Below are 18,236 nucleotides of genomic sequence, written 5' to 3' on the forward strand. Positions count from 1 at the left end.
GCGACCGCTAGCCGTCAGACCGCCAGCGTCAATCCGCAGTGGGTGGCGAAATGGCGGAAGTCGGGGTCGTGGGCGATCAGCGGCACGCCGGCGTCGATACAGCACTGGGCGATCAGGGCGTCGGCCAGTCGAGCCTTCAGCCCGAGCGCCAGTATGGTCTGCCGGTTCTGTCCAACGCGCATCCAGAAGCCGTCATTGAGCGGCAGGACGGGCATCTGGGCCAGCATCTGCTCCAGCAGTGCGCGGGGTTTGGGATAGGACAGAAGTTCTGCCATTGCCGGCGGCGTCAGCCTGAAATTGTCGCGGTCGAACGCGGACTGTATGCGTTCGACGTCGGGACCGTCCCGCCCCTCCAGATAGCGGACAAGGCTGCTCGTATCGGCGGATACCAGCGTCATCGTCACGGTTGTTCCCAGCCGTAGTCCTTGTCTTCCCTCAACTCATCCAGCGACAGATCACCGAAATCCACCTTCCCCCGCAAGGCCTCCATTCGACGATAAAACTGCTCCCGGCGCAATTTCTCGAGGCCCTGGCGCACGGTCTCTGTAATGCCGGCTCCGGTCGCCGCCTGGGCCCCGTCGATCAGCTCACTGGGCAGATGCACGGTTATTTTTCGCAGGGCGGTCATGGGTGGAACATGCCATAAATGAATGCCAGCATCAATCTATGGCCTTGCCTCGCCCGCCTGGCTTTGCCAAGACCGTCCCATGGCGAAAATTACCTACATTGAGAATGACGGCCGGGAGCACGCGGTCGAGGTCAAGACCGGCCTGACCGTGATGGAAGGGGCGATCCGCAACAATGTCCCCGGCATCGACGCGGACTGCGGCGGGGCCTGTGCCTGTGCCACCTGCCATGTCTATATCGACGAGGCTTGGCGCGAGGCGACCGGCAAGCCCAGCGCCATGGAGGAGTCGATGCTCGACTTCGCCGAGGCGGTCGAGCCCAACTCGCGCCTGTCGTGCCAGATCCGGGTCTCGGACGCGCTGGACGGCCTGATCGTGCGGCTGCCGGAAAACCAGCACTGAGATGATCGATCCACGGCTGATCGCGGCCGTGGAGACCCTGATCGCGGCGCACGCCCGTCCCGGCCACGTGCCGCTGATCGCCATCGCCGGGTCGCAGGGCTCGGGCAAGACCACCCTGGCCCGCGCCGTGGCCGCCCGCACCGGGGCGGCGCATCTGTCGCTGGATGACGTCTATCTGACCCACGCCGAGCGTCAGGTCCTGGCCCGCACCGTCCATCCGCTGTTCGCGACCCGGGGGCCGCCAGGGACCCATGATCTGGCCCTGTTGCACCGGGTGATCGCGGCCCTGTCGGCGGCCGGACCCGACGACCGCACGCCCCTGCCCGTCTTCGACAAATTGGCCGACGATCGTTTACCGCCGGAGGCCTGGCCGGTGTTCACCGGGCGGCCGGTGGCCATCCTGCTGGACGGCTGGTGTCTGGGGGCGAGCCCGCAGGACGCGGCGGCCCTGGCCGCGCCGGTCAATGCGCTGGAGCGAAACCGGGACGCGGACGGCCGCTGGCGGCGGGCCGTCAATGACCGGCTGGCCGGGCCCTATCGGGCGCTGTTCGCCCGGTTCGACGCCCTGCTGTTCCTGCAGGCTCCGGGCCTTGACGTGGTGCTGGACTGGCGTTGCGAGCAGGAGGCCGGACTGATGGGGCTGGCCCCGGCCGGGCTGCCGGCGGCGAGGCGCGCGCGCGTGGCCGGTTTTATCGAATATTTTGAACGGATCACGCGGTCGATGATCGACGGCGGCGTTGCGGCCGACGTCGTTCTGGGCCTGAGCCGGGCGCGTCGGGTCGTCGCCGGCTAGTTCACCGTCGGGGTCCCGTGCAGATGGACGTCACGCCCGGAGTGGCGTTTCAGAATCCCGACCGCCCGCGCTTCGTCGGCGGCGTTCCAGGTCCGCACCCAGAGCAGCAGGCCGCCGTGATCGAGTTGTTCCTGGAGGCGGCCGGCCTGGTGGTCCCCGACCAGGCGGGCGAGGACGGTACCGGCAAGACCGCCGGCGCCGCCCGCGGCGGCGGCCCCGATGACGGCGGCGGCGAGGCTGCCCCCGGAAACGAGGATGGCCCCGGTCGCGGCGACCGCGCCGGCGTAGAGCAGGCCGCCGATCAGCGCCCCCTCGGCCCCGCCGATCGATTCCGGCGAGACATAGCAGACCCGGGCGGCGGTCGGGTCATCTTCCAGTTCGGCGACCTTGCGATAGTGGTGGCCGAGCTTCGCGACGACGGTGTCCTCGCCGGCCAGCAGGCTGAGTTCCGCGCGGTCAAAGCCGGAGGTCAGCAGGTCGTCGATCGCCGCCTGCAGGGTGTCCGCCGAGGCGAAGACGCCCACGGCCTCGCGCACGGTGTCGGGGCTGTCGTCTGCGGTCATGGTGCGTCCTCCATCGGGATTGAACGCAGGATGTCGCGTCCGCAGGCGCGCGTCCTTGACTCAGGTCAGTCGGCCGGCGGGCGTCCGGCGCTGCCGGTGAGGCGGCCGGACAGCCGGGATGCCCCGGTCGCGGAATACGCCCTAGGTCGCCGGAAAGGCGTTGCGATTCCAGGGCAGCACCGCCAGCAGCCGGGCCATGCCACAGAACCCCGTGGCCCCGGCGTAGAACAGGCCGGCACCGACGAAGGCGGCGAGACCCCAGAAGGCCGGATGGACCAGCAGGCCGAGGCCCGCCCCGATCAGGATCAGCCCGCCGGCGGTCATCTGGACCTGGCGCATCATCTCCAGCGGGGCACGGCGGTTCTTCGCCGTGGCCAGACCGGCGGCCTTCCAGCCGTCGATGCCGCCGGCGAGAACATGGGCGTGACCCGATACCCGGGCCGCCAGTCGGTCGCAGGCGGACCGGGTGCGGTTGCCCGAGCGGCACATGAAGACCACGTCGCGGCCGGGCAGGATCTGCAGGTCGGCCTTCTCGAACAGGGACAGGGGCGTCGTGGTCGCGCCGGGGATGTGTTCACGGGCGAATTCGTCGGGTTCGCGAATGTCGATCAGCAGGACGGTGCCGGCCTCCAGGCGTGCATTGAGCTCGGCGGGCGACAGGGCGGTGAGAACGGTCATGCGGTCAGTCTTGTGCTGGTGTTTCGGGAGATGGAGGCGGCGCGGCGGATCACTGTCCGCCCGGCGCTTCGGGTCGGCGGGTGCCGAGGGCTGCCGGAGCAAGGGCCGGGCGGGTCAGTCGGCCGGCATGCGCCCGGCGTTGACGGCGATGCGGCCGATCAGGCCCTTGACGATCAGGTCGACGGCCGAGCCCTCGCGATAGTCGGCGGCGGCGACGAAATTGACCCGGTCCTCGCTGATCAGCCGGTGCACCTTGTCGCGGTCGCGCGGCGTGCTGTCGGGATCATAGACGGCGATCGAGAAGCCGCCCTTGGTGTGCATCATCTTCATGGTCGGCACATCGGTGTCGCCGTCGCCGAGGAAGATCATCCGTTCGAACGGCACCGGCCGCTCGTCGTCGGGGATGAAGCGGTTGATGCGTTCGTCGTCCCAGTGGTTGTGGACGCCCTTGTTGATGCGGAACAGGTACTGGGTCTTGGTCGTGTAGTTGACCCCGACCGCCGGCCAGACGGCGACGTCGTCGGCGTCATAGGCATATTTTGACGCGAACACGTGTTTGAAGGCGGGATTGATCGGGCAGCCCTCGATCATCTCGGTCAGACCGGCGGAGATGATGTAGTGCTCGATCTCCAGTCCGTACTGCGCGCCGATCGCGTTCATCCGCTCGAACCAGCTGAGGTCGCGCAGCCCCTCGAACAGGGCCACGTCCTGGCCGTGGTCGCGCAGCGCCTTGCGGGTCACCGGCTGGCCCTGCTCGCGGGCCACCTGCAGCATCATCTGCATATACATCAGGATGCCGTCGCCATCGCAGGCGATGGTCTGGGGCTGGACCGTCTCGTTCCAGAACTGGGTCGGCGTCATCCCGATCGACGGAATGAAGCTGACCTCCTGCATGTTGCCACGGGCCAGGGTGCCGTCGAAATCGTAGATCAGGGCGGTCTTGAGGGGCTTGAGGGCCATCGGATGTCCAGGTCGGGAAGGGGTGGCGGCCGCTAGTTAGGGCCTGACGCGCAGGCGGTCAAAGCGCGTCACTCGACGCCGGCCAGACCGCCGAGTCGCAGTTCCGGCGCGGCGGCGGCGGACGAGGCCCGCAGCGGCAGGTGCAGGATGAAGGCCGCGCCCTTGCCGGGCTCGCTTTCGACCTCGGCCCAGCCGCCGTGCATCTCGACCATCGCCTTGACCAGGGCCAGGCCGACGCCCGGGCCGCCGCGGTCACGGCGCACGAAGCGGTCGAACACATGCGGTTGCAGATGATAGGGGATGCCGCGCCCGGTATCCTCGACCCGGATGCGCAGTTCGGAACTGTTGGCCTCGGCCGTCAGGGTGACCTCGCCGCCCTCGGACACCGCCCGGACGGCGTTTTCCAGCAGGTGGTCCAGGGCCTGGGTGATGCGGCGCTCGTCGGCGCGCACGGTCGGCAGCCGGGCCGGGCATTTGGCCTTCAGCGTGGCTCCGCGGCCCTCGACCCGCGGCCGGTAGCGCGACACGATCCCGGCGAACATGTCGCGCACGTGCAGGTCGCCGAGGCTCAGCTCCATCTCGCCCGCGTCGATCTGGGCCATGTCCAGCACGTCGTCGATCGAGCGGGCCAGCTGGCTGGCGGCGACGCGGATGGCCCCGGCCTGCTGGCGGCTGCGCTCGGGCAGGCCGCCGAGGGTCTCGAGCAGTTCCGAATAGCCGACGATGGTGGTCAGCGGCGTGCGCAGCTCATAGGAGACGCTGCCGACGAACTCGCGCTTCAGGGCCTGGCTTTCCTCGAGGGCCGCGGCCTTGGCGGCCAGGGCCTGTTCCAGTTCGCGCTGGGCGGTGACGTCGGAGAAGGCGACCAGGGTGGCACCGTCGGGCAGGGGGCGGGTCTGCCACGCGGCGATACGGCCGTCGGCGGTGCGGCCCTCGCCGGAGATGGCGACGCGGCTCTCGGGATCGGGATCGGCGACCCGCGCCTTCAGCCCCAGCCACAGGGCCGGGTCGGGCAGGGCGGCCTTGCACAGCTCGGCGATGGCGTCGAAGTCCGAGGCCTCGGTCAGCTGCTCGGCGGTCAGCTTCCAGAAGCCCTCGAAGGCCTCGTTGTGCAGACGGATGCGGCCGTCCGAGCCGAACACGGCGACGGCGTCATTGAGCTTGTCGAGGGTCGCGGTCTGGACCTGGATCTGGGCGTTGAAGCGGCTGCGCAGCTGCAGTTCGTCGGTGATGTCCGAGAACAGCAGCAGGATGCCGCCCAGCGGATGCGGCTGGCGCACGACGCGCAGGGTGCGGCCGTCCGGCAGGGACCAGCTGTCGTCGGGTGTGACCTCGGAGGCGCCGTAGAATTCCAGCTCGCGCGCCTTCCAGCCGGCATAGTCGATGACCTCGGGCAGCAGGCGACGCTGGCGCAGCCGGTCCAGCAGTTCGGCATGGGTCGGGCGCTCGTCCAGCCAGGCCGGGTCGATGTTGAACAGGGCCTGGAAGGCGGTGTTGTGGAAGGCCAGCCGTTTGGACGGGCCGAAGATGGCCACCGCGTCGGCGAGATGGTTCAGGGTCTCGTCATGGGCCTCGACGTGGCGACGCAGGGTGTCGCGCGTCTCCTCGGCCTCGGTCATGTCGATGGCGAAGGCGACCACGCCGCCGCCGGGGGCCGGCTCGGCGATGATTCGCCAGGCGCGACGACGGCCGCCCCCGGTGGTCCAGCGGAAGCCTTCCTGACGGGCGTGCATGCGCCCGGCCTCGGCCACGATGGCGTCGGCCCCGCGGTCGAAACTCAGCGTACGTGCGATCGCGTCCTCGAGGCTGTCGGCCTTCATTTCGGCCAGCCAGGCCCGGTTGGCCCAGGCCAGACGCCCGGCTGGATCGACGATCCAGGTCGGGGCCGGCGAGGAATCGGCCAGCAGACCCAGGCCGCTCTCGGCCACCTGGGTCACGGCCCCCAGACGCGCCAGACGCAGCCAGGCGGTGCCCGCCGCCGGACGGCCGTCGATGCGCCAGGTCCCGGACGGCAGGTCCAGCACCTGGTCGAACGGTTCGCCGGTGGCGATCAGGGCATCGAGCCGGGGACCGGCACCGGCGCGCACGGCGTCGAGCACGGCGTCGATCGGCCGGGTGTCGGCCCCGGGCAGGTCGCGCGCCATGTCGCTCCAGACCTCCGGCGCGCCGATCACCCCGGTCACGCCGGTGGCGTCGAGCGACAACCGGGTGTCGTCGAAGGCGGCCAGGGTCCCTTCGCAATCGGCCAGGGCGGTGCGGGTGGCGACCAGTTCGGCGCTGCCATGACGGTCGCGCGAGGACAGGCGGGCCCGCATTCGCCACGCCCAGGCGCTGACCGCCAGGGCCAGGCCTGCCGCTCCCGCGGTCGCTACATAGGCAATATCGGCCTCGGCCATTCGCAGATCTATCCGCCGGTTCGTGCTGACTCGCCCGGCTACCATAGCGCAAGCTGGGAAAAAGCCACGCCCACTGAACGCGATTGCCGCAGAGACCCATTGTGCCGATATGGAAGGCATGACCTCGCCCTGGACCGATCAGACCGCCCCCGCCCTCGACGACTTCGCCCGGCTGGCCCGCGCCGCCCTCGCGGCCCTGCCCGAACCGTTCCGCGCGCTGGCCGGGGATGTGGTGCTGCGTATCGATGATTTCGCCGACGACGAGACGCTGGCGGGGCTGGGGATCGACGACCCGTTCGAGCTGACCGGCCTGTATCACGGCGTCGACATCGGTCGTCAGGAGGGCTTCGGGCCCGCGCCGGAGCCGTCGCGTGTCTTCCTCTATCGCCGGCCGATCCTCGATGAGTGGTGCGAGCGCGGCAACGTGGGCCTGTACGAGATCATCAGCCATGTGCTGGTGCACGAGATCGGCCACCATTTCGGCCTCGACGATGACCAGATCCATCATATCGAGGACTCCGCCGACTGAGCGGGGCGGGCGTTCACGCGTCGCCAGTGGACACCGGCTGCCCGTTCACGAACCCGGCCTGTCCGCCGCCGCAAGCGGGGTGGTCCCGGCGGCGGGGCGGGGCGAGGGTCCGGACATCGGGACCCGGCGACCGGGTCTCGCCCTGAACAGGATGTCCGCCATGAAGACCGTAACCGCCGCCCTCGCCGCCCTGACCCTGGCCACCGCCGCCCCGGCCCTGGCCGTCGAGCCGTCCCGCCTGACCCTGACGTTCGAGACCGGTGCGCCGACCGGGGCGGTGATGGTCGCCCTGTATGACAGTGAGGCGGCCTGGTCGGACGGGGCCCCGGTGCGCAGCGCCCGCCTCGACGTCGCCGCCGGCCAGCGGACCGCCACCTTCGATGACCTGCCCGCCGGCGATTACGGCATGAAGGCCTATCACGACGTCAACGGCGACGGCACGATGAACACCAACCCGTTCGGCATGCCGACCGAGCCCTATGCCTTCTCCAACAATGCGGTCGGCAATATGGGACCGGCGCGCTGGGACCGGGCCCGGTTCGCTGTCCCCGGCACGACCGCCCAGACCATCGTCATTCGCTGATCTGAACCGGACAGGAGCTGACATGACCCCCTCACGCAGAGCCTTCCTGATGGGCGCGGCCGCCGTATCGGCCGCGGTCCTCACCCCCGACGCGGCCCTGGCCGCCCAGACCGGAGCCGCGACCCGGGACTGGGCCCTGGTGACCGCCGATGTCGAGGCCGACATCGCCCCGCACGCGATGCGGCGGCTGCACGGCCAGGCCCCGGCCGGACTGGAGGGGGCGCTGTATCGCAACGGTCCCGCCAAATTCCGGCGGCCGGGCGGGGCGGCGGGGCACTGGTTCGACGGCGACGGGCTGATCCGGCGTTTCCGCATCCGCGACGGCCAGGCGGAGCTGGCGGCGCGGTTCGCCGATACGCCCAAGCGGCGGCAGGAGACGCGGCTCGACGCCATGGTCATGCCGGGCTTCGGCACCGCGGCCGACCCGCGGGCCGAGATCGGGTCGGTCGATGACGCCAATGCCGCCAACACCGCCCTGCTGATGGTCGGGGACTCACTGTGGGCCCTGTGGGAGGCGGGCTCCCCGCTGGCGCTGGACCCGGAGACCCTGGCCACCCACGACTTCGTCAGCCTGCGGCCCGACCTGAAGGGCATGCCCTTCCTCGCCCATCCGCGGGTCGAGCCCGGCGGACGGATCTGGAACCTGGGCATGAACGGCGACCAGGCCGTGGTCTGGCGGCTGGCCGCCGACGGCACGCTGGAGGACGCCCGGGTGATCGCCCTGCCCCGGGCCAGCTATGTCCACGACTTCACCGCCACCGCGCGCCATCTGGTCATCGTGCTGCAGCCGTGGATCCGGGCGCGCTCGGTGATGCCCTACAGTGCGGGGTTCGACTGGCGGCCGGAGGCGGGCACCCAGGTGCTGGTGCTGGACAAGGCCGATCTGACGGTGCGGCGGCTGTATACCCTGCCGAGCTTCGGCTTCTTCCATCTGGGCGACGCCTGGGAGACGGCGGACGGGGCCATCCAATTCGACGTCTGCGCCCATGAGGACATGCGGTTCGCCACCCTAGGCGGCGGCGAGGTGCTGAACGGTGTCCCGCTGGGCGGTCAGCCGGCGCGGCTGGCGTTCGTGACCCTGGCGCTCGACGGACGCGGCAGCCTCGAGCGCACCGGCATCGTCGCCGAGTTTCCGCGCAGCGACCCGCGCCGCGCCGGTCAGGCACGACGGCTCAGCCTGTATACGACCGGCGAAACGCCCGGCCGGCCGTTCGCCCGCGCCGTCGGCCTGTATGACCGGGACGCCCAGCAGGCGCGATCCTTCGATTTCGGGTCCGATCATGTGCTGGACGAAATGGTCTTCGTGCCGAAACCGGGGGCGACGGACGAGCGCGACGCCTGGCTGATCGGTCCGTCGATCAATCTGGCGGCCCGGACCAGTGAACTGCATGTGCTGGACGTGGCGCGGATCGAGGACGGTCCGGTGGTCTCGTGGCGCAGCGACACCGTCGTGCCCGCCGGCTTTCACGGCCTCTGGCACGGCTGACGCCGGCCGGTCAGTACCAGCCGGCCTTTCGCAGGCCGGGGGCGTAGCGGCGGCTGACCGGCGCGGTCAGGCCGCCGTCCAGCGTCAGCAGGGCCCGGCCGTCGCCACGGCTGACGTCGCGCACCGCCCCGCGCGCCACCCACCAGCTGCGGTGGGTGCGGGCCCCCTCGAGGCCCTCCAGCTCCGCCAGGGCGTCCGACAGCCGCATCAGGATCAGGTCGGAACCGCGGTCGGTATGGACGCGCAGATAGTGGTCCTCGGCCTGGACCGCGATCAGGGTGGCCCCGCGCAGCCGGGGCGGCAGCCGGTCGGGAAAGCGGGCGGGCGGCCCGCCCGGCGCGGCGGCGTGGGTGGCGACCGGCCGGGCCCGGTCGAGGAAGATGTTGAGCACCGTCATGGTCGCGGTCACCACCGTCACCGGCAGCAGAAAATGCGGCAATATGCCGAGGCTGTAGAGGCCTTGGCCGAAGGCTGGACCGGTCAGGGCCCAGACCAGCACGGTCAGCGGGCCGGAGATGGCAACAGTCACCACGGCGGCCGTGAGCCAGGGCTGTCGTTCGGGGTCGAGCCGGCGGGCGATCACGATCGAGCACAGGTGACCCCAGGCTCCGCCGGCGATCATCAGCGGGATCCAGTAGGCGAGGCGGTTGAGGATCGGATAGTGGCCGAGGCTGAAGGCCCCGCTGATGGCGAGAAAGGCCCCGGCCGCCACGGCCACAACCAGCATCCTGAGGCCGGGCGGGCGTTCGGGCGGGCTGTCAGTCTGACTCATTCGGTATCCCCGGGGCGCGTCCATGCCTTGAAACCATGAATCGGCCCGTCCCTGAAGCGAGCGTTGATCCGGTCTAGCCGGCCCGCGGGGTCGGGCCCGGGCCGCAGACGGCCCGGAAGCCCGCCGCGGCGAAGCGCACCATATAGTCGCAGGCACTTTCCAGATCGCCGGACCGGCACTGGCCGCCGGACAGGCGGTCGAGGCGGCCGGTCTCGCCCAGTGTCAGCGTCAGCGCGCCCGACAGGTTGTGATAGGCCCAGTAGAGGTCGACCTCGGGCGCATCCGGAACGATCTGTTTGATCAGTTCGATCAGCCGCCGCGCCGCCGGATCGAAATAGCGGGTCATGATCTCGCCGCCGAAGGCCGGGTTGGCATTGGTCTGGGCCACCAGGGCGGAATAGTGTTTCCAGCCGGGGCCGCCCTTCAGTGACCAGGCGAACGGCGGGCGCAGGAAGGCCTCGAGCAACCCCTCGAAGGTCATGCCGTCCGGTCCGACCTCCTGGGCATAGCGGTTGATGGCGTCGACCCGTTCACTGTTCCAGATCTCGGCGCGGCGCAGGAAGACGGCGTCGAACAGGGCCCGCTTGGCCCCGAAATAATAATGGACCAGGGCGGTGTCGACACCGGCCTCGCGCGCCACCTCACGGATGGTGACGCCATAGAAGCCGTGTTTGGAGAACAGGTCTTCGGCCGCGTCGAGGATCGACTCGCGCGCCACCCCGGCACCGGCGGACCGGGCCTTGGACGGGCGCCCGCGACGGGCGGGGGCACCGGCGGCCGGCGCGGCCGGGGCCTTGGGCGCGGCGTCGGAAGCGGGGTCTGGGGCGTCTGGCCTGGTCATGGCCCTAGGCTAGGCCGCCTGACCGCTCCTGTGCAACGGCGCCACAGGCGGCGGATTTGGCGCGCCGGGAACGTCACGTCGTTTGACAGGGCGGGGAAAGCGGATAGGTTCCGTGAAAATCATTGAACGCTGAATAAAAGCGTCAACGGGCTGGAACACAACAATTGGGGTACCAAATGAACAGATATGTAAAGACCGCCTTGCTGGCGGGTGCCGCCCTCGGCGCGCTGTCCACCGCGGCCATGGCCCAGGATACGGGCGCCATGGCGACCGGACCGCAGGCCTCCTCGCTCGATGACGTCATCGTCACCGCCCGTCGTCGCGACGAGCAGCTGAAGGACGTTCCGGTCGCCGTCACCGCCCTGGGGGCCGAGCGCCTCGAGGAAACCGGTGCCTCGGACATCACGGCCCTGCAGCAGCAGACCCCGAACGCCACGGTCCAGGCCGCGCGCGGTTCCAACTCGACCCTGATCTCCTTCGTCCGCGGCGTCGGCCAGCAGGACCCGCTCTGGGGCTTCGAGCCCGGCGTCGGCCTCTATATCGACGACGTCTACGTGGCCCGCCCCCAGGGTGCGGTTCTCGACATCTTCGACATCCAGCGCATCGAGGTCCTGCGTGGACCCCAGGGCTCGCTGTACGGCCGCAACACCATCGGCGGCGCGATCAAATATGTGACCGCGCGCCTGTCGGACACGCCGGAAATGACCCTGCGCGGGACCTACGGCAGCTACAACCAGATGGATCTTCTGGCCAGCGGCAGCCTGCCGCTCGGTGACACCCTTCGCATCGGCGGCGCGATCGCCAGCTACAACCGTGACGGCTACGGCGAGAACCTGAACACCGGCGCCGAGTCCTACAACAAGGACGTCCTGGCCGGTCGCCTGAGCGTCGAGTTCCAGCCGAACGACAACAGCCTGTTCCGCCTGGCCTATGACCGGACCGAGGACAATTCCAACCCGCGTCACGGTCACCGTGAACTGGCCGGTACCGGTGTCGGCGCGGGCGTCACGCCCAACGTCTATGACACCTATGCCGGCGTCGGCGACAAGAACTCGGTCATCACCGAGGGCGTGTCCCTGACCGGTGAATTCTACCTCAGCGACAGCCTGACCTTCAAATCGATCAGCGCCTATCGCAGCGGCGAGACCGACACGGTCATCGACTTCGACAACACCCCGGCCCCGACGCTGGATATCCCGGCCGTCTACGGTGACCATCAGTTCACCCAGGAGTTCCAGCTCCAGTTCGAGAGCGACCGGGTCCAGGGCGTCATCGGTGCCTACTACCTGAACGCCAAGGCCTCGGGCGCGTTCGACACCATCCTCGGAAACTTCGGCTTCGTGATCGGCACCGGCGGCTTCGTCGAGACCGAGAGCTTCTCGCTGTTCTCCGACGTCAACGCCGACCTGACCGACCGCCTGCACCTGTCGATCGGCCTGCGCTACACCCAGGACAGCAAGACCGGCGATGTCTTCCGCGCCAACTACGCCACCGCGACCCGCAGCCCGCTGCTGGGTGGCACGGCCCGGGCCCCGACCCTGGTGCGCACCGACTACACCAACAGCCGGGACTTCACCGACATCTCGCCGCGCTTCGCCCTGTCGTATGATTTCAGCGACCGGATCACCGGCTACGCCTCGTTCTCGACCGGCTTCAAGTCGGGCGGCTTCGACATGCGCGGCGACGCGATCCTGACCCCGGGCACCGTCGGGGGTTACGAGCCTGAAAACGTCGACGCCTACGAAATCGGCCTGAAGGGGTCCGCCTTCAACCGCCGCCTGTCGTTCAGCACGGCCATGTTCTACAACGAGTACCAGGACCAGCAGGTCACCACCCAGGTCCCGGCCGTCGGCGGCATCGCCAGCTTCGTCGACAACGTCGGCTCCTCGACCATCTCGGGGGCCGAGTTCGAAGGCTCGCTGCGGATCGCGGACTCGCTGACGGCCAACTTCGCCGTCGGCTACCTGAACGCCGAGTTCGACGAGTTCCAGCGCTTCAACCTGGGCACCGGCCGGTACGAGAACATCGCCAACCTGGTGGTGCTGCAGAACGCGCCGAAATACACGGGCTATTTCGGCCTGACCTGGCGCGGCCAGATGGCCGGTGGCGCGCTCGCCGTCACGCCGTCCATCAGCTACCGCGATGACTACAGCCAGTTCGAGTTCCCGAACGCCGTCCTCGACCAGGAGGCCTATTCGCTGGTCGACCTGTCGGTGGTGTGGACGGCCCCGAACGACAAGTTGACGCTCGGCGTGTACGGCAAGAACCTGACGGACGAGGAATACCGCATCGGGGGCTACAACTTCCCGGGCGCGGCGTTCAACAACTCGGTGATCGGCTACTACGGCCCGCCGCGGACCGTCTCGGCCATGCTGCAGGTCAAGTTCTGATCACGATCGATCACCTGAAAGCCTGATCCCCCGGGATCGAAGGGGCGGCGGTTCTCCGGGGCCGCCGCCCTTTTTCTTAGGTGCTGTCCGAAAGCACCGCTACCGTCCGCCCAACAAGAAGACCAAGTCGAGGGAAACGCCATGACCGCCACGGACGCCGCCGCGCCCGCCGTTCAGCCCGGATATCGCTTCTATGTCCTGGCGATACTGATCCTCGTCTACATGCTGAATTTTCTGGATCGCCAGATCATCGGCATCCTGGCCGCGCCGCTGAAGGCCGAGTTTGGCCTGTCGGACAGCCAGTTCGGCCTGCTGGGCGGCATCGCCTTCGCCTCGGTCTATTCGACCCTCGCCATCCCCCTGGCCTGGCTGGCCGACCGGTTCAGCCGGGTCTGGATCATGTCCGGGGCCCTGGTCGTCTGGAGCGGATTCACCGCCCTGTGCGGCCTGGCGGGTTCGTTCGGCCAGCTGTTCCTGTTCCGCATGGGCGTCGGTGTGGGCGAGGCGGGCGGCGTGGCCCCGGCCTATTCGCTGATCGCCGACTATTTTCCGCCGCACCAGCGGGCCCGCGCGCTGGCCGGCTTCGCCTTCGGCATCCCGCTCGGCACCGCGGCCGGGACCCTGGTCGGTGGCCTGCTGGCGGCCCAGTACGGCTGGCGCACGGCCTTCATCGTGGTCGGACTGATCGGGATCGTGGTCGCACCGCTTCTGCTGCTGACCGTCCGCAATCCGAAGCGCGGCGGCACCGACGCCGCCCCGACCGAGGCCCAGGTCGCCGCGGCGGCGATCGCGCCCCCGGCCTCGAAACGCGCGGGGCTGAAGGCCTCGCTGATCATGCTGGCGCTCGGGGTCGCCGCCCTGGTGGCCGCCGCGGTCAGCTATCTGAGCGGCGGGACGATGGCCCTGACCTTCGCCTTCGGCGGCGGTCTGGCACTGGTGATCGCGATTTCGCTGTTCATCGCCCGCGCGACCGCCTCGGTGGTCGTGGTCAAGCCGAGCTTCTGGCTGCTGGCGCTGGGCGCGGCCTCCTCATCGGTCTGCGGCTACGGCGTCGCCGGCTGGCTGCCGCTGTTCTTCATGCGCAGCTTCGACCTGACGCTGCGGCAGACCTCCTACTACTATGCCGGCATCGCCCTGATCGGCGGGGTCCTGGGTATCTGGCTGGGCGGGGCGATCGCCGACCGGCTGGCCCGGCGCGGCAAGGGGGCCTATCCGCTGGTGCCCGCGATCGCCTTCCTGATCTCGGCCCCGACCTTCATCCTGGCGATGAACTCGCCGTGGCTGATCCAGCAGTTCATCCCGTCCGGCGGCACCGACGCCCAGGCCCTGACCGTCGCCTTCCTGATCTTCCTGATCCCGACCGGCCTCAACCTGGCCTGGCTGGGTCCGATCACCGCGGCGGTGCAGCACCTGGTGGCGGCCCCGATGCGCTCGACGGCCTCGGCCCTGTTCCTGCTGATCAACAACCTGTTCGGCCTGGCCGTGGGCTTCTACTATTTCGGCTGGATGAGTGATCTGCTGCGCCCGGCCTTCGGTGACGAGAGCCTGCGCTGGGCCATCTACACCGGCATGGGGTTCTATGTTCTGGCCTCTTTCCTGCTGATCGGAGCCTCGCGGACGCTGAAGCGGGACTGGGTCGACTGATCGGGCGCGGAACGGTTGCGCCTGCGAAGCCGCAGCCCCTATAAGCGCAGCACTTCCTCCCCAGCGTTTCGGCGGTGCCTCCCATGAATATCCACGAATACCAGGCCAAACAGGTCCTGAAGGGCTTCGGTGCCCCGGTCGCCGCAGGCGTGGCCGTCACCTCCGTCGACCAGGTCGAGGCCGCCGCGCGGTCGCTGCCGGGACCGCTGTATGTGGTGAAGTCGCAGATCCACGCCGGCGGGCGCGGCAAGGGCAAGTTCGTGGAACTGGGCCCCGACGCCAAGGGCGGCGTGCGCCTGGCCTTCTCGGTCGAGGAGGCCGTGGCTCATGCGAAAGAGATGCTGGGCAACACCCTGGTCACCGCCCAGACCGGCGACGCCGGCAAACAGGTCAACCGCCTCTATATCGAGGACGGGGCCGACATCGACCGCGAACTGTATTGCTCGCTGCTGGTCGATCGCCAGTACGGCCGCATCGCCTTCGTCGTCTCGACCGAGGGCGGCATGGACATCGAGGCCGTGGCCCATGACACGCCCGACAAGATCCAGACCATCGTCATCGACCCGGCCACCGGCGTCACCGACGCGGATATCGCCAAGCTGAACACCGCCCTGGCCCTGAGCGGCGACGCGGCCGCCGACGGCAAGACCCTGTTCCCGATCCTCTACAAGGCCTTCGTCGACACCGACATGGCCATGCTGGAGATCAACCCGCTGATCGTGATGAAGGACGGCCGCCTGCGCGTGCTGGACGCCAAGGTCAGCTTCGACGGCAACGCCCTGTTCCGCCACCCCGACATCGTCGCCCTGCGCGACGAGAGCGAGGAAGACGCCAAGGAGATCGAGGCCTCCAAGCACGATCTCGCCTATGTGGCGCTGGACGGTGACATCGGCTGCATGGTCAACGGGGCCGGCCTGGCCATGGCGACGATGGACATCATCAAGCTGTACGGCAAGGAGCCCGCCAACTTCCTCGACGTCGGCGGCGGCGCCAACAAGGAGAAGGTCACCGCGGCCTTCAAGATCATCACCGCCGACCCGAATGTGAAGGGCATCCTCGTCAACATCTTCGGCGGCATCATGAAGTGTGACGTCATCGCCGAGGGTGTGGTCGCGGCGGTCAAGGAAGTGGGCCTGAAGGTGCCGCTGGTCGTGCGCCTCGAGGGCACCAATGTCGCCCTCGGCAAGAAGATCCTCAACGAGTCCGGCCTGGCCATCACCGCGGCCGACGACCTCGACGACGCCGCCCAGAAGATCGTCGCGGCGGTGGGGTGATGCGGGGCCTGCTGCTCACCCTCGCCGGTTGCGGGGCTGCGGCAATTTCCGTCGACACCGCTGTCGCCCAGGCGCAGGTCCAGCGGCTGCGGGACGCCTGCATCGCTACGGACATGAATCGCGAGGCCTTTGAGCGCGCCTTTGCCGATAGCGGTTTCGAGCCGCTGATCCGTGTCGTCAGGTCCGGCCAGCCCGGTCCGTCAGACTGGATGAGCGGCTTTGAGGATCAGGGCGTGCAAATCGTTATGGAGGGCCGGCCGGCATCCGTGGATGCGACAGATTGCGGCGTCCTGGATCCCCGGCCGGCGGAAGGGTGGCGAACGGCTGTTGAGCGTCTGGCGCAGGATCTTCGTATGGCACCGGTAGCATCCGAAGAAATTCCCGGCGCTCTCGAAGCCCAATCCTGGTCCGCGGGCGGAACGCGGCCCTTGACGCTTCATTTCGAAGTCTATCGCCAGGCGGTCATTGTCCGGTTTGCGAGACCGCCGGTTGGCGGCCACTGACCATCGACTCGCGAACACACGGATTGTGTGCTCCACATAACCCGTGTAAATTGGCCCCGTGACCCGCAACCTGACCCTCGCCATCGACGACGACCTGCTCGACAAGGTGCGGGTGCTGGCGGCCATGAAGCGGACCAGTGTCAACGAGATGGTGCGCGGCTTCCTGACCCGGCTGGTCGAGCAGGAGGTCGAGCATGACGAGGCGACCCAGGCGCTGCTCAAACTGATCGACGAGTCCGAGGGCGACATGGGCGACTGGCGCTTCCGCCGTGAGGACGCCTACAGCGGGGAGCCTCGCTTTGATCGCTGGGGCTGACGTCTTTCTCGACACCAACATCCTGATCTATGCGGCACAAGGTGGCCGGGTCGCGCCGGAGAAGCGCGATATCGCTCGCCGCATCATTCTTCAGGGACGGTACGGAACCTCGGGCCAGGTGCTGGCCGAGTTCTACAATGTGGTGACCCGCAAGGGGCTGCGGCCTCTCACGCCGGAGACGGCCGGGCGCTGGGTGCGGACTCTGGCGAAGAAGCCATGCCAGTCCATCGATCCCGCCGTCGTCCTTGCCGGCATCGCGCTGTCGCAACGCTACCAGCTGTCCTACTGGGACGGAGCCATCATCGCCGCCGCCGAGCGGCTGGGGGCCAAGGTGCTCTATTCCGAAGATCTCAACCACGGTCAGACCTACGGGTCGGTCCGCGTCGAAAACCCCTTCCTCCCCGCCTGATTCAACCAGCGAGTTCCCATGTCCATCCTCGTCGACCGCAACACCAAGATCATCGTCCAGGGCCTGACCGGCAAGACCGGCGGCTTCCACACCGAGCAGGCGCTGGCCTATCACGGCACCCAGATGCTGGGTGGCGTCCACCCGACCAAGGGTGGCCAGACCTGGACCGGTTCGCACGGCGAGACCCTGCCGATCTACGCCACGGTCGCCGAGGCGAAAGACGCCACCGGGGCCGACGCCTCGGTCATCTATGTGCCGCCGTCGGGGGCCGCCGCCGCCATCATCGAGGCGATCGACGCCGGGATCCCCTTCATCACCTGCATCACCGAGGGCATTCCGGTGCTGGACATGGTCAAGGTCAAGCGCCGCCTGGAGGGTTCGAAATCGCGCCTGCTGGGCCCGAACTGCCCCGGCATCATGACGCCGGACGAGTGCAAGATCGGCATCATGCCCGGCTCCATCTTCAAGAAGGGCAATGTCGGCATCGTCTCGCGTTCCGGCACCCTGACCTATGAGGCCGTGTTCCAGACCACCAACGAGGGCCTGGGCCAGACCACGGCCGTCGGCATCGGCGGCGACCCGGTCAAGGGCACGGAATTCATCGACGTGCTGGAGCTGTTCCTGGCCGACCCCGAGACCACCTCGATCGTGATGATCGGCGAGATCGGCGGCGGGGCCGAGGAAGAGGCGGCGCAGTTCCTGATCGACGAGGCCAGGAAGGGCCGCAAGAAGCCGATGGTCGGCTTCATCGCCGGCGTCACCGCGCCCAAGGGCCGCACCATGGGCCACGCCGGCGCGGTCGTCTCGGGCGGCAAGGGCGACGCCGAGTCCAAGATCGCCGCCATGCAGCGGGCGGGCGTCACGGTTTCACCGTCGCCGGCGCGCCTCGGCACCACCCTGGTCGAGGTCCTCAAGGGCTAGGTCCGGGTGGGCCGCGCTCGCCGGGCGGGCGCTTTTTTCCGTCATCCGGGGCAAAATTCGCCTTTTCGCCCTGCTTCGGTCATGACCCATAAGGAAACACCGCCTATATGACAGGCGGCTCCTTCACGCAGACGTGTGCGTGGGGGCGAA

General features: G+C 68.8%; 20 protein-coding genes. 12 read left to right on the forward strand and 8 right to left on the reverse strand.

All coding sequences use genetic code 11. The features are described from left to right. Positions 1 to 14: 14 nt before the first annotated feature. Both AACZ75_RS09245 and AACZ75_RS09250 read right to left on the reverse strand, forming a co-directional pair. Positions 15 to 398, reverse strand: coding sequence for a PIN domain-containing protein (locus tag AACZ75_RS09245; RefSeq protein WP_339872644.1), 384 nt, complete (start codon positions 396 to 398; stop codon positions 15 to 17). A 2-nt stretch (positions 399 to 400) separates the two neighbouring features. Then, complete coding sequence (locus tag AACZ75_RS09250) at positions 401 to 628, reverse strand: hypothetical protein (protein ID WP_339872562.1); 228 nt, start codon at positions 626 to 628, stop codon at positions 401 to 403. Positions 629 to 707: 79 nt separating this feature from the next. Here AACZ75_RS09250 and AACZ75_RS09255 point away from each other — a divergent pair, with 79 nt between their 5' ends. Together AACZ75_RS09255 and AACZ75_RS09260 are read left to right on the forward strand one after the other, a co-directional pair. Further along, the gene (locus tag AACZ75_RS09255) at positions 708 to 1,028 is read left to right on the forward strand and encodes a 2Fe-2S iron-sulfur cluster-binding protein (protein WP_339872563.1); all 321 of its coding nucleotides are present in this window, start codon (positions 708 to 710) and stop codon (positions 1,026 to 1,028) included. A 1-nt stretch (position 1,029) separates the two neighbouring features. Then, on the forward strand, positions 1,030 to 1,821 hold the full coding sequence (locus AACZ75_RS09260) for a kinase (protein WP_339872564.1): 792 nt from the start codon (positions 1,030 to 1,032) through the stop codon (positions 1,819 to 1,821). Here the strand turns inward: AACZ75_RS09260 and AACZ75_RS09265 are convergent. The 4 genes from AACZ75_RS09265 to AACZ75_RS09280 all read right to left on the reverse strand — a co-directional run bounded on the left by AACZ75_RS09265 (position 1,818) and on the right by AACZ75_RS09280 (position 6,418). Further along, positions 1,818 to 2,384, reverse strand: a complete 567-nt coding sequence (locus AACZ75_RS09265) for a hypothetical protein (RefSeq protein WP_339872565.1) — start codon at positions 2,382 to 2,384, stop codon at positions 1,818 to 1,820. The genes AACZ75_RS09260 and AACZ75_RS09265 overlap by 4 nt on opposite strands. A gap of 141 nt (positions 2,385 to 2,525) precedes the next feature. Continuing rightward, positions 2,526 to 3,062: a rhodanese family protein gene (locus tag AACZ75_RS09270; protein WP_339872566.1), complete on the reverse strand. Its 537-nt coding sequence runs from the start codon at positions 3,060 to 3,062 to the stop codon at positions 2,526 to 2,528. Between the two features lie 114 nt (positions 3,063 to 3,176). Then, positions 3,177 to 4,022 (reverse strand): haloacid dehalogenase-like hydrolase, encoded by an 846-nt coding sequence (locus AACZ75_RS09275; RefSeq protein WP_339872567.1) that lies wholly within the window; start codon positions 4,020 to 4,022, stop codon positions 3,177 to 3,179. A gap of 68 nt (positions 4,023 to 4,090) precedes the next feature. Further along, the gene (locus tag AACZ75_RS09280; RefSeq protein WP_339872568.1) at positions 4,091 to 6,418 is read right to left on the reverse strand and encodes an ATP-binding protein; all 2,328 of its coding nucleotides are present in this window, start codon (positions 6,416 to 6,418) and stop codon (positions 4,091 to 4,093) included. A 118-nt stretch (positions 6,419 to 6,536) separates the two neighbouring features. On the opposite strand from AACZ75_RS09280, the gene AACZ75_RS09285 reads away from it, so the two are divergent. The 3 genes from AACZ75_RS09285 to AACZ75_RS09295 all read left to right on the forward strand — a co-directional run bounded on the left by AACZ75_RS09285 (position 6,537) and on the right by AACZ75_RS09295 (position 9,016). Further along, positions 6,537 to 6,947 carry a metallopeptidase family protein gene (locus AACZ75_RS09285; RefSeq protein ID WP_339872569.1) on the forward strand — a complete coding sequence of 137 codons (411 nt, stop codon included), beginning with the start codon at positions 6,537 to 6,539 and terminating at the stop codon, positions 6,945 to 6,947. A gap of 160 nt (positions 6,948 to 7,107) precedes the next feature. Then, the gene (locus AACZ75_RS09290) at positions 7,108 to 7,530 is read left to right on the forward strand and encodes a DUF2141 domain-containing protein (protein WP_339872570.1); all 423 of its coding nucleotides are present in this window, start codon (positions 7,108 to 7,110) and stop codon (positions 7,528 to 7,530) included. Positions 7,531 to 7,552: 22 nt separating this feature from the next. After that, positions 7,553 to 9,016 carry a carotenoid oxygenase family protein gene (locus AACZ75_RS09295; protein WP_339872571.1) on the forward strand — a complete coding sequence of 488 codons (1,464 nt, stop codon included), beginning with the start codon at positions 7,553 to 7,555 and terminating at the stop codon, positions 9,014 to 9,016. 10 nt (positions 9,017 to 9,026) lie between these two features. Here the strand turns inward: AACZ75_RS09295 and AACZ75_RS09300 are convergent, their stop codons facing one another. Beyond that, on the reverse strand, positions 9,027 to 9,788 hold the full coding sequence (locus AACZ75_RS09300) for a LytTR family DNA-binding domain-containing protein (RefSeq protein WP_339872572.1): 762 nt from the start codon (positions 9,786 to 9,788) through the stop codon (positions 9,027 to 9,029). 73 nt (positions 9,789 to 9,861) lie between these two features. Further along, a complete protein-coding gene (locus AACZ75_RS09305; protein WP_339872573.1) occupies positions 9,862 to 10,629 on the reverse strand; it encodes a TetR/AcrR family transcriptional regulator in 768 nt (255 codons plus the stop codon). 176 nt (positions 10,630 to 10,805) lie between these two features. Between AACZ75_RS09305 and AACZ75_RS09310 the strand changes: the two genes are divergently transcribed. From AACZ75_RS09310 to sucD, 7 genes are all read left to right on the forward strand, one after another. Further along, the gene (locus tag AACZ75_RS09310; protein WP_339872574.1) at positions 10,806 to 13,019 is read left to right on the forward strand and encodes a TonB-dependent receptor; all 2,214 of its coding nucleotides are present in this window, start codon (positions 10,806 to 10,808) and stop codon (positions 13,017 to 13,019) included. 141 nt (positions 13,020 to 13,160) lie between these two features. After that, a complete protein-coding gene (locus tag AACZ75_RS09315; protein ID WP_339872575.1) occupies positions 13,161 to 14,663 on the forward strand; it encodes an MFS transporter in 1,503 nt (500 codons plus the stop codon). Between the two features lie 83 nt (positions 14,664 to 14,746). Beyond that, a complete protein-coding gene (gene sucC, locus AACZ75_RS09320; protein WP_339872576.1) occupies positions 14,747 to 15,937 on the forward strand; it encodes an ADP-forming succinate--CoA ligase subunit beta in 1,191 nt (396 codons plus the stop codon). Then, complete coding sequence (locus AACZ75_RS09325; protein ID WP_339872577.1) at positions 15,937 to 16,440, forward strand: hypothetical protein; 504 nt, start codon at positions 15,937 to 15,939, stop codon at positions 16,438 to 16,440. Before sucC ends, AACZ75_RS09325 begins: the two co-directional genes overlap by 1 nt. 58 nt (positions 16,441 to 16,498) lie before the next feature. After that, positions 16,499 to 16,756 carry a DUF6364 family protein gene (locus AACZ75_RS09330; protein ID WP_339872578.1) on the forward strand — a complete coding sequence of 86 codons (258 nt, stop codon included), beginning with the start codon at positions 16,499 to 16,501 and terminating at the stop codon, positions 16,754 to 16,756. Beyond that, positions 16,740 to 17,165 (forward strand): PIN domain-containing protein, encoded by a 426-nt coding sequence (locus AACZ75_RS09335; protein ID WP_339872579.1) that lies wholly within the window; start codon positions 16,740 to 16,742, stop codon positions 17,163 to 17,165. The genes AACZ75_RS09330 and AACZ75_RS09335 overlap by 17 nt, the downstream gene beginning before the upstream one ends. 18 nt (positions 17,166 to 17,183) lie before the next feature. Then, entirely contained in the window at positions 17,184 to 18,086 is a 903-nt protein-coding gene (gene sucD / locus AACZ75_RS09340; protein WP_339872580.1) for a succinate--CoA ligase subunit alpha, read from the forward strand. The last annotated feature ends 150 nt before the right edge of the window (positions 18,087 to 18,236 follow it).

Origin of the sequence: uncultured Brevundimonas sp., assembly GCF_963975535.1 — a bacterium.
Taxonomy (GTDB): Bacteria; Pseudomonadota; Alphaproteobacteria; order Caulobacterales; family Caulobacteraceae; genus Brevundimonas.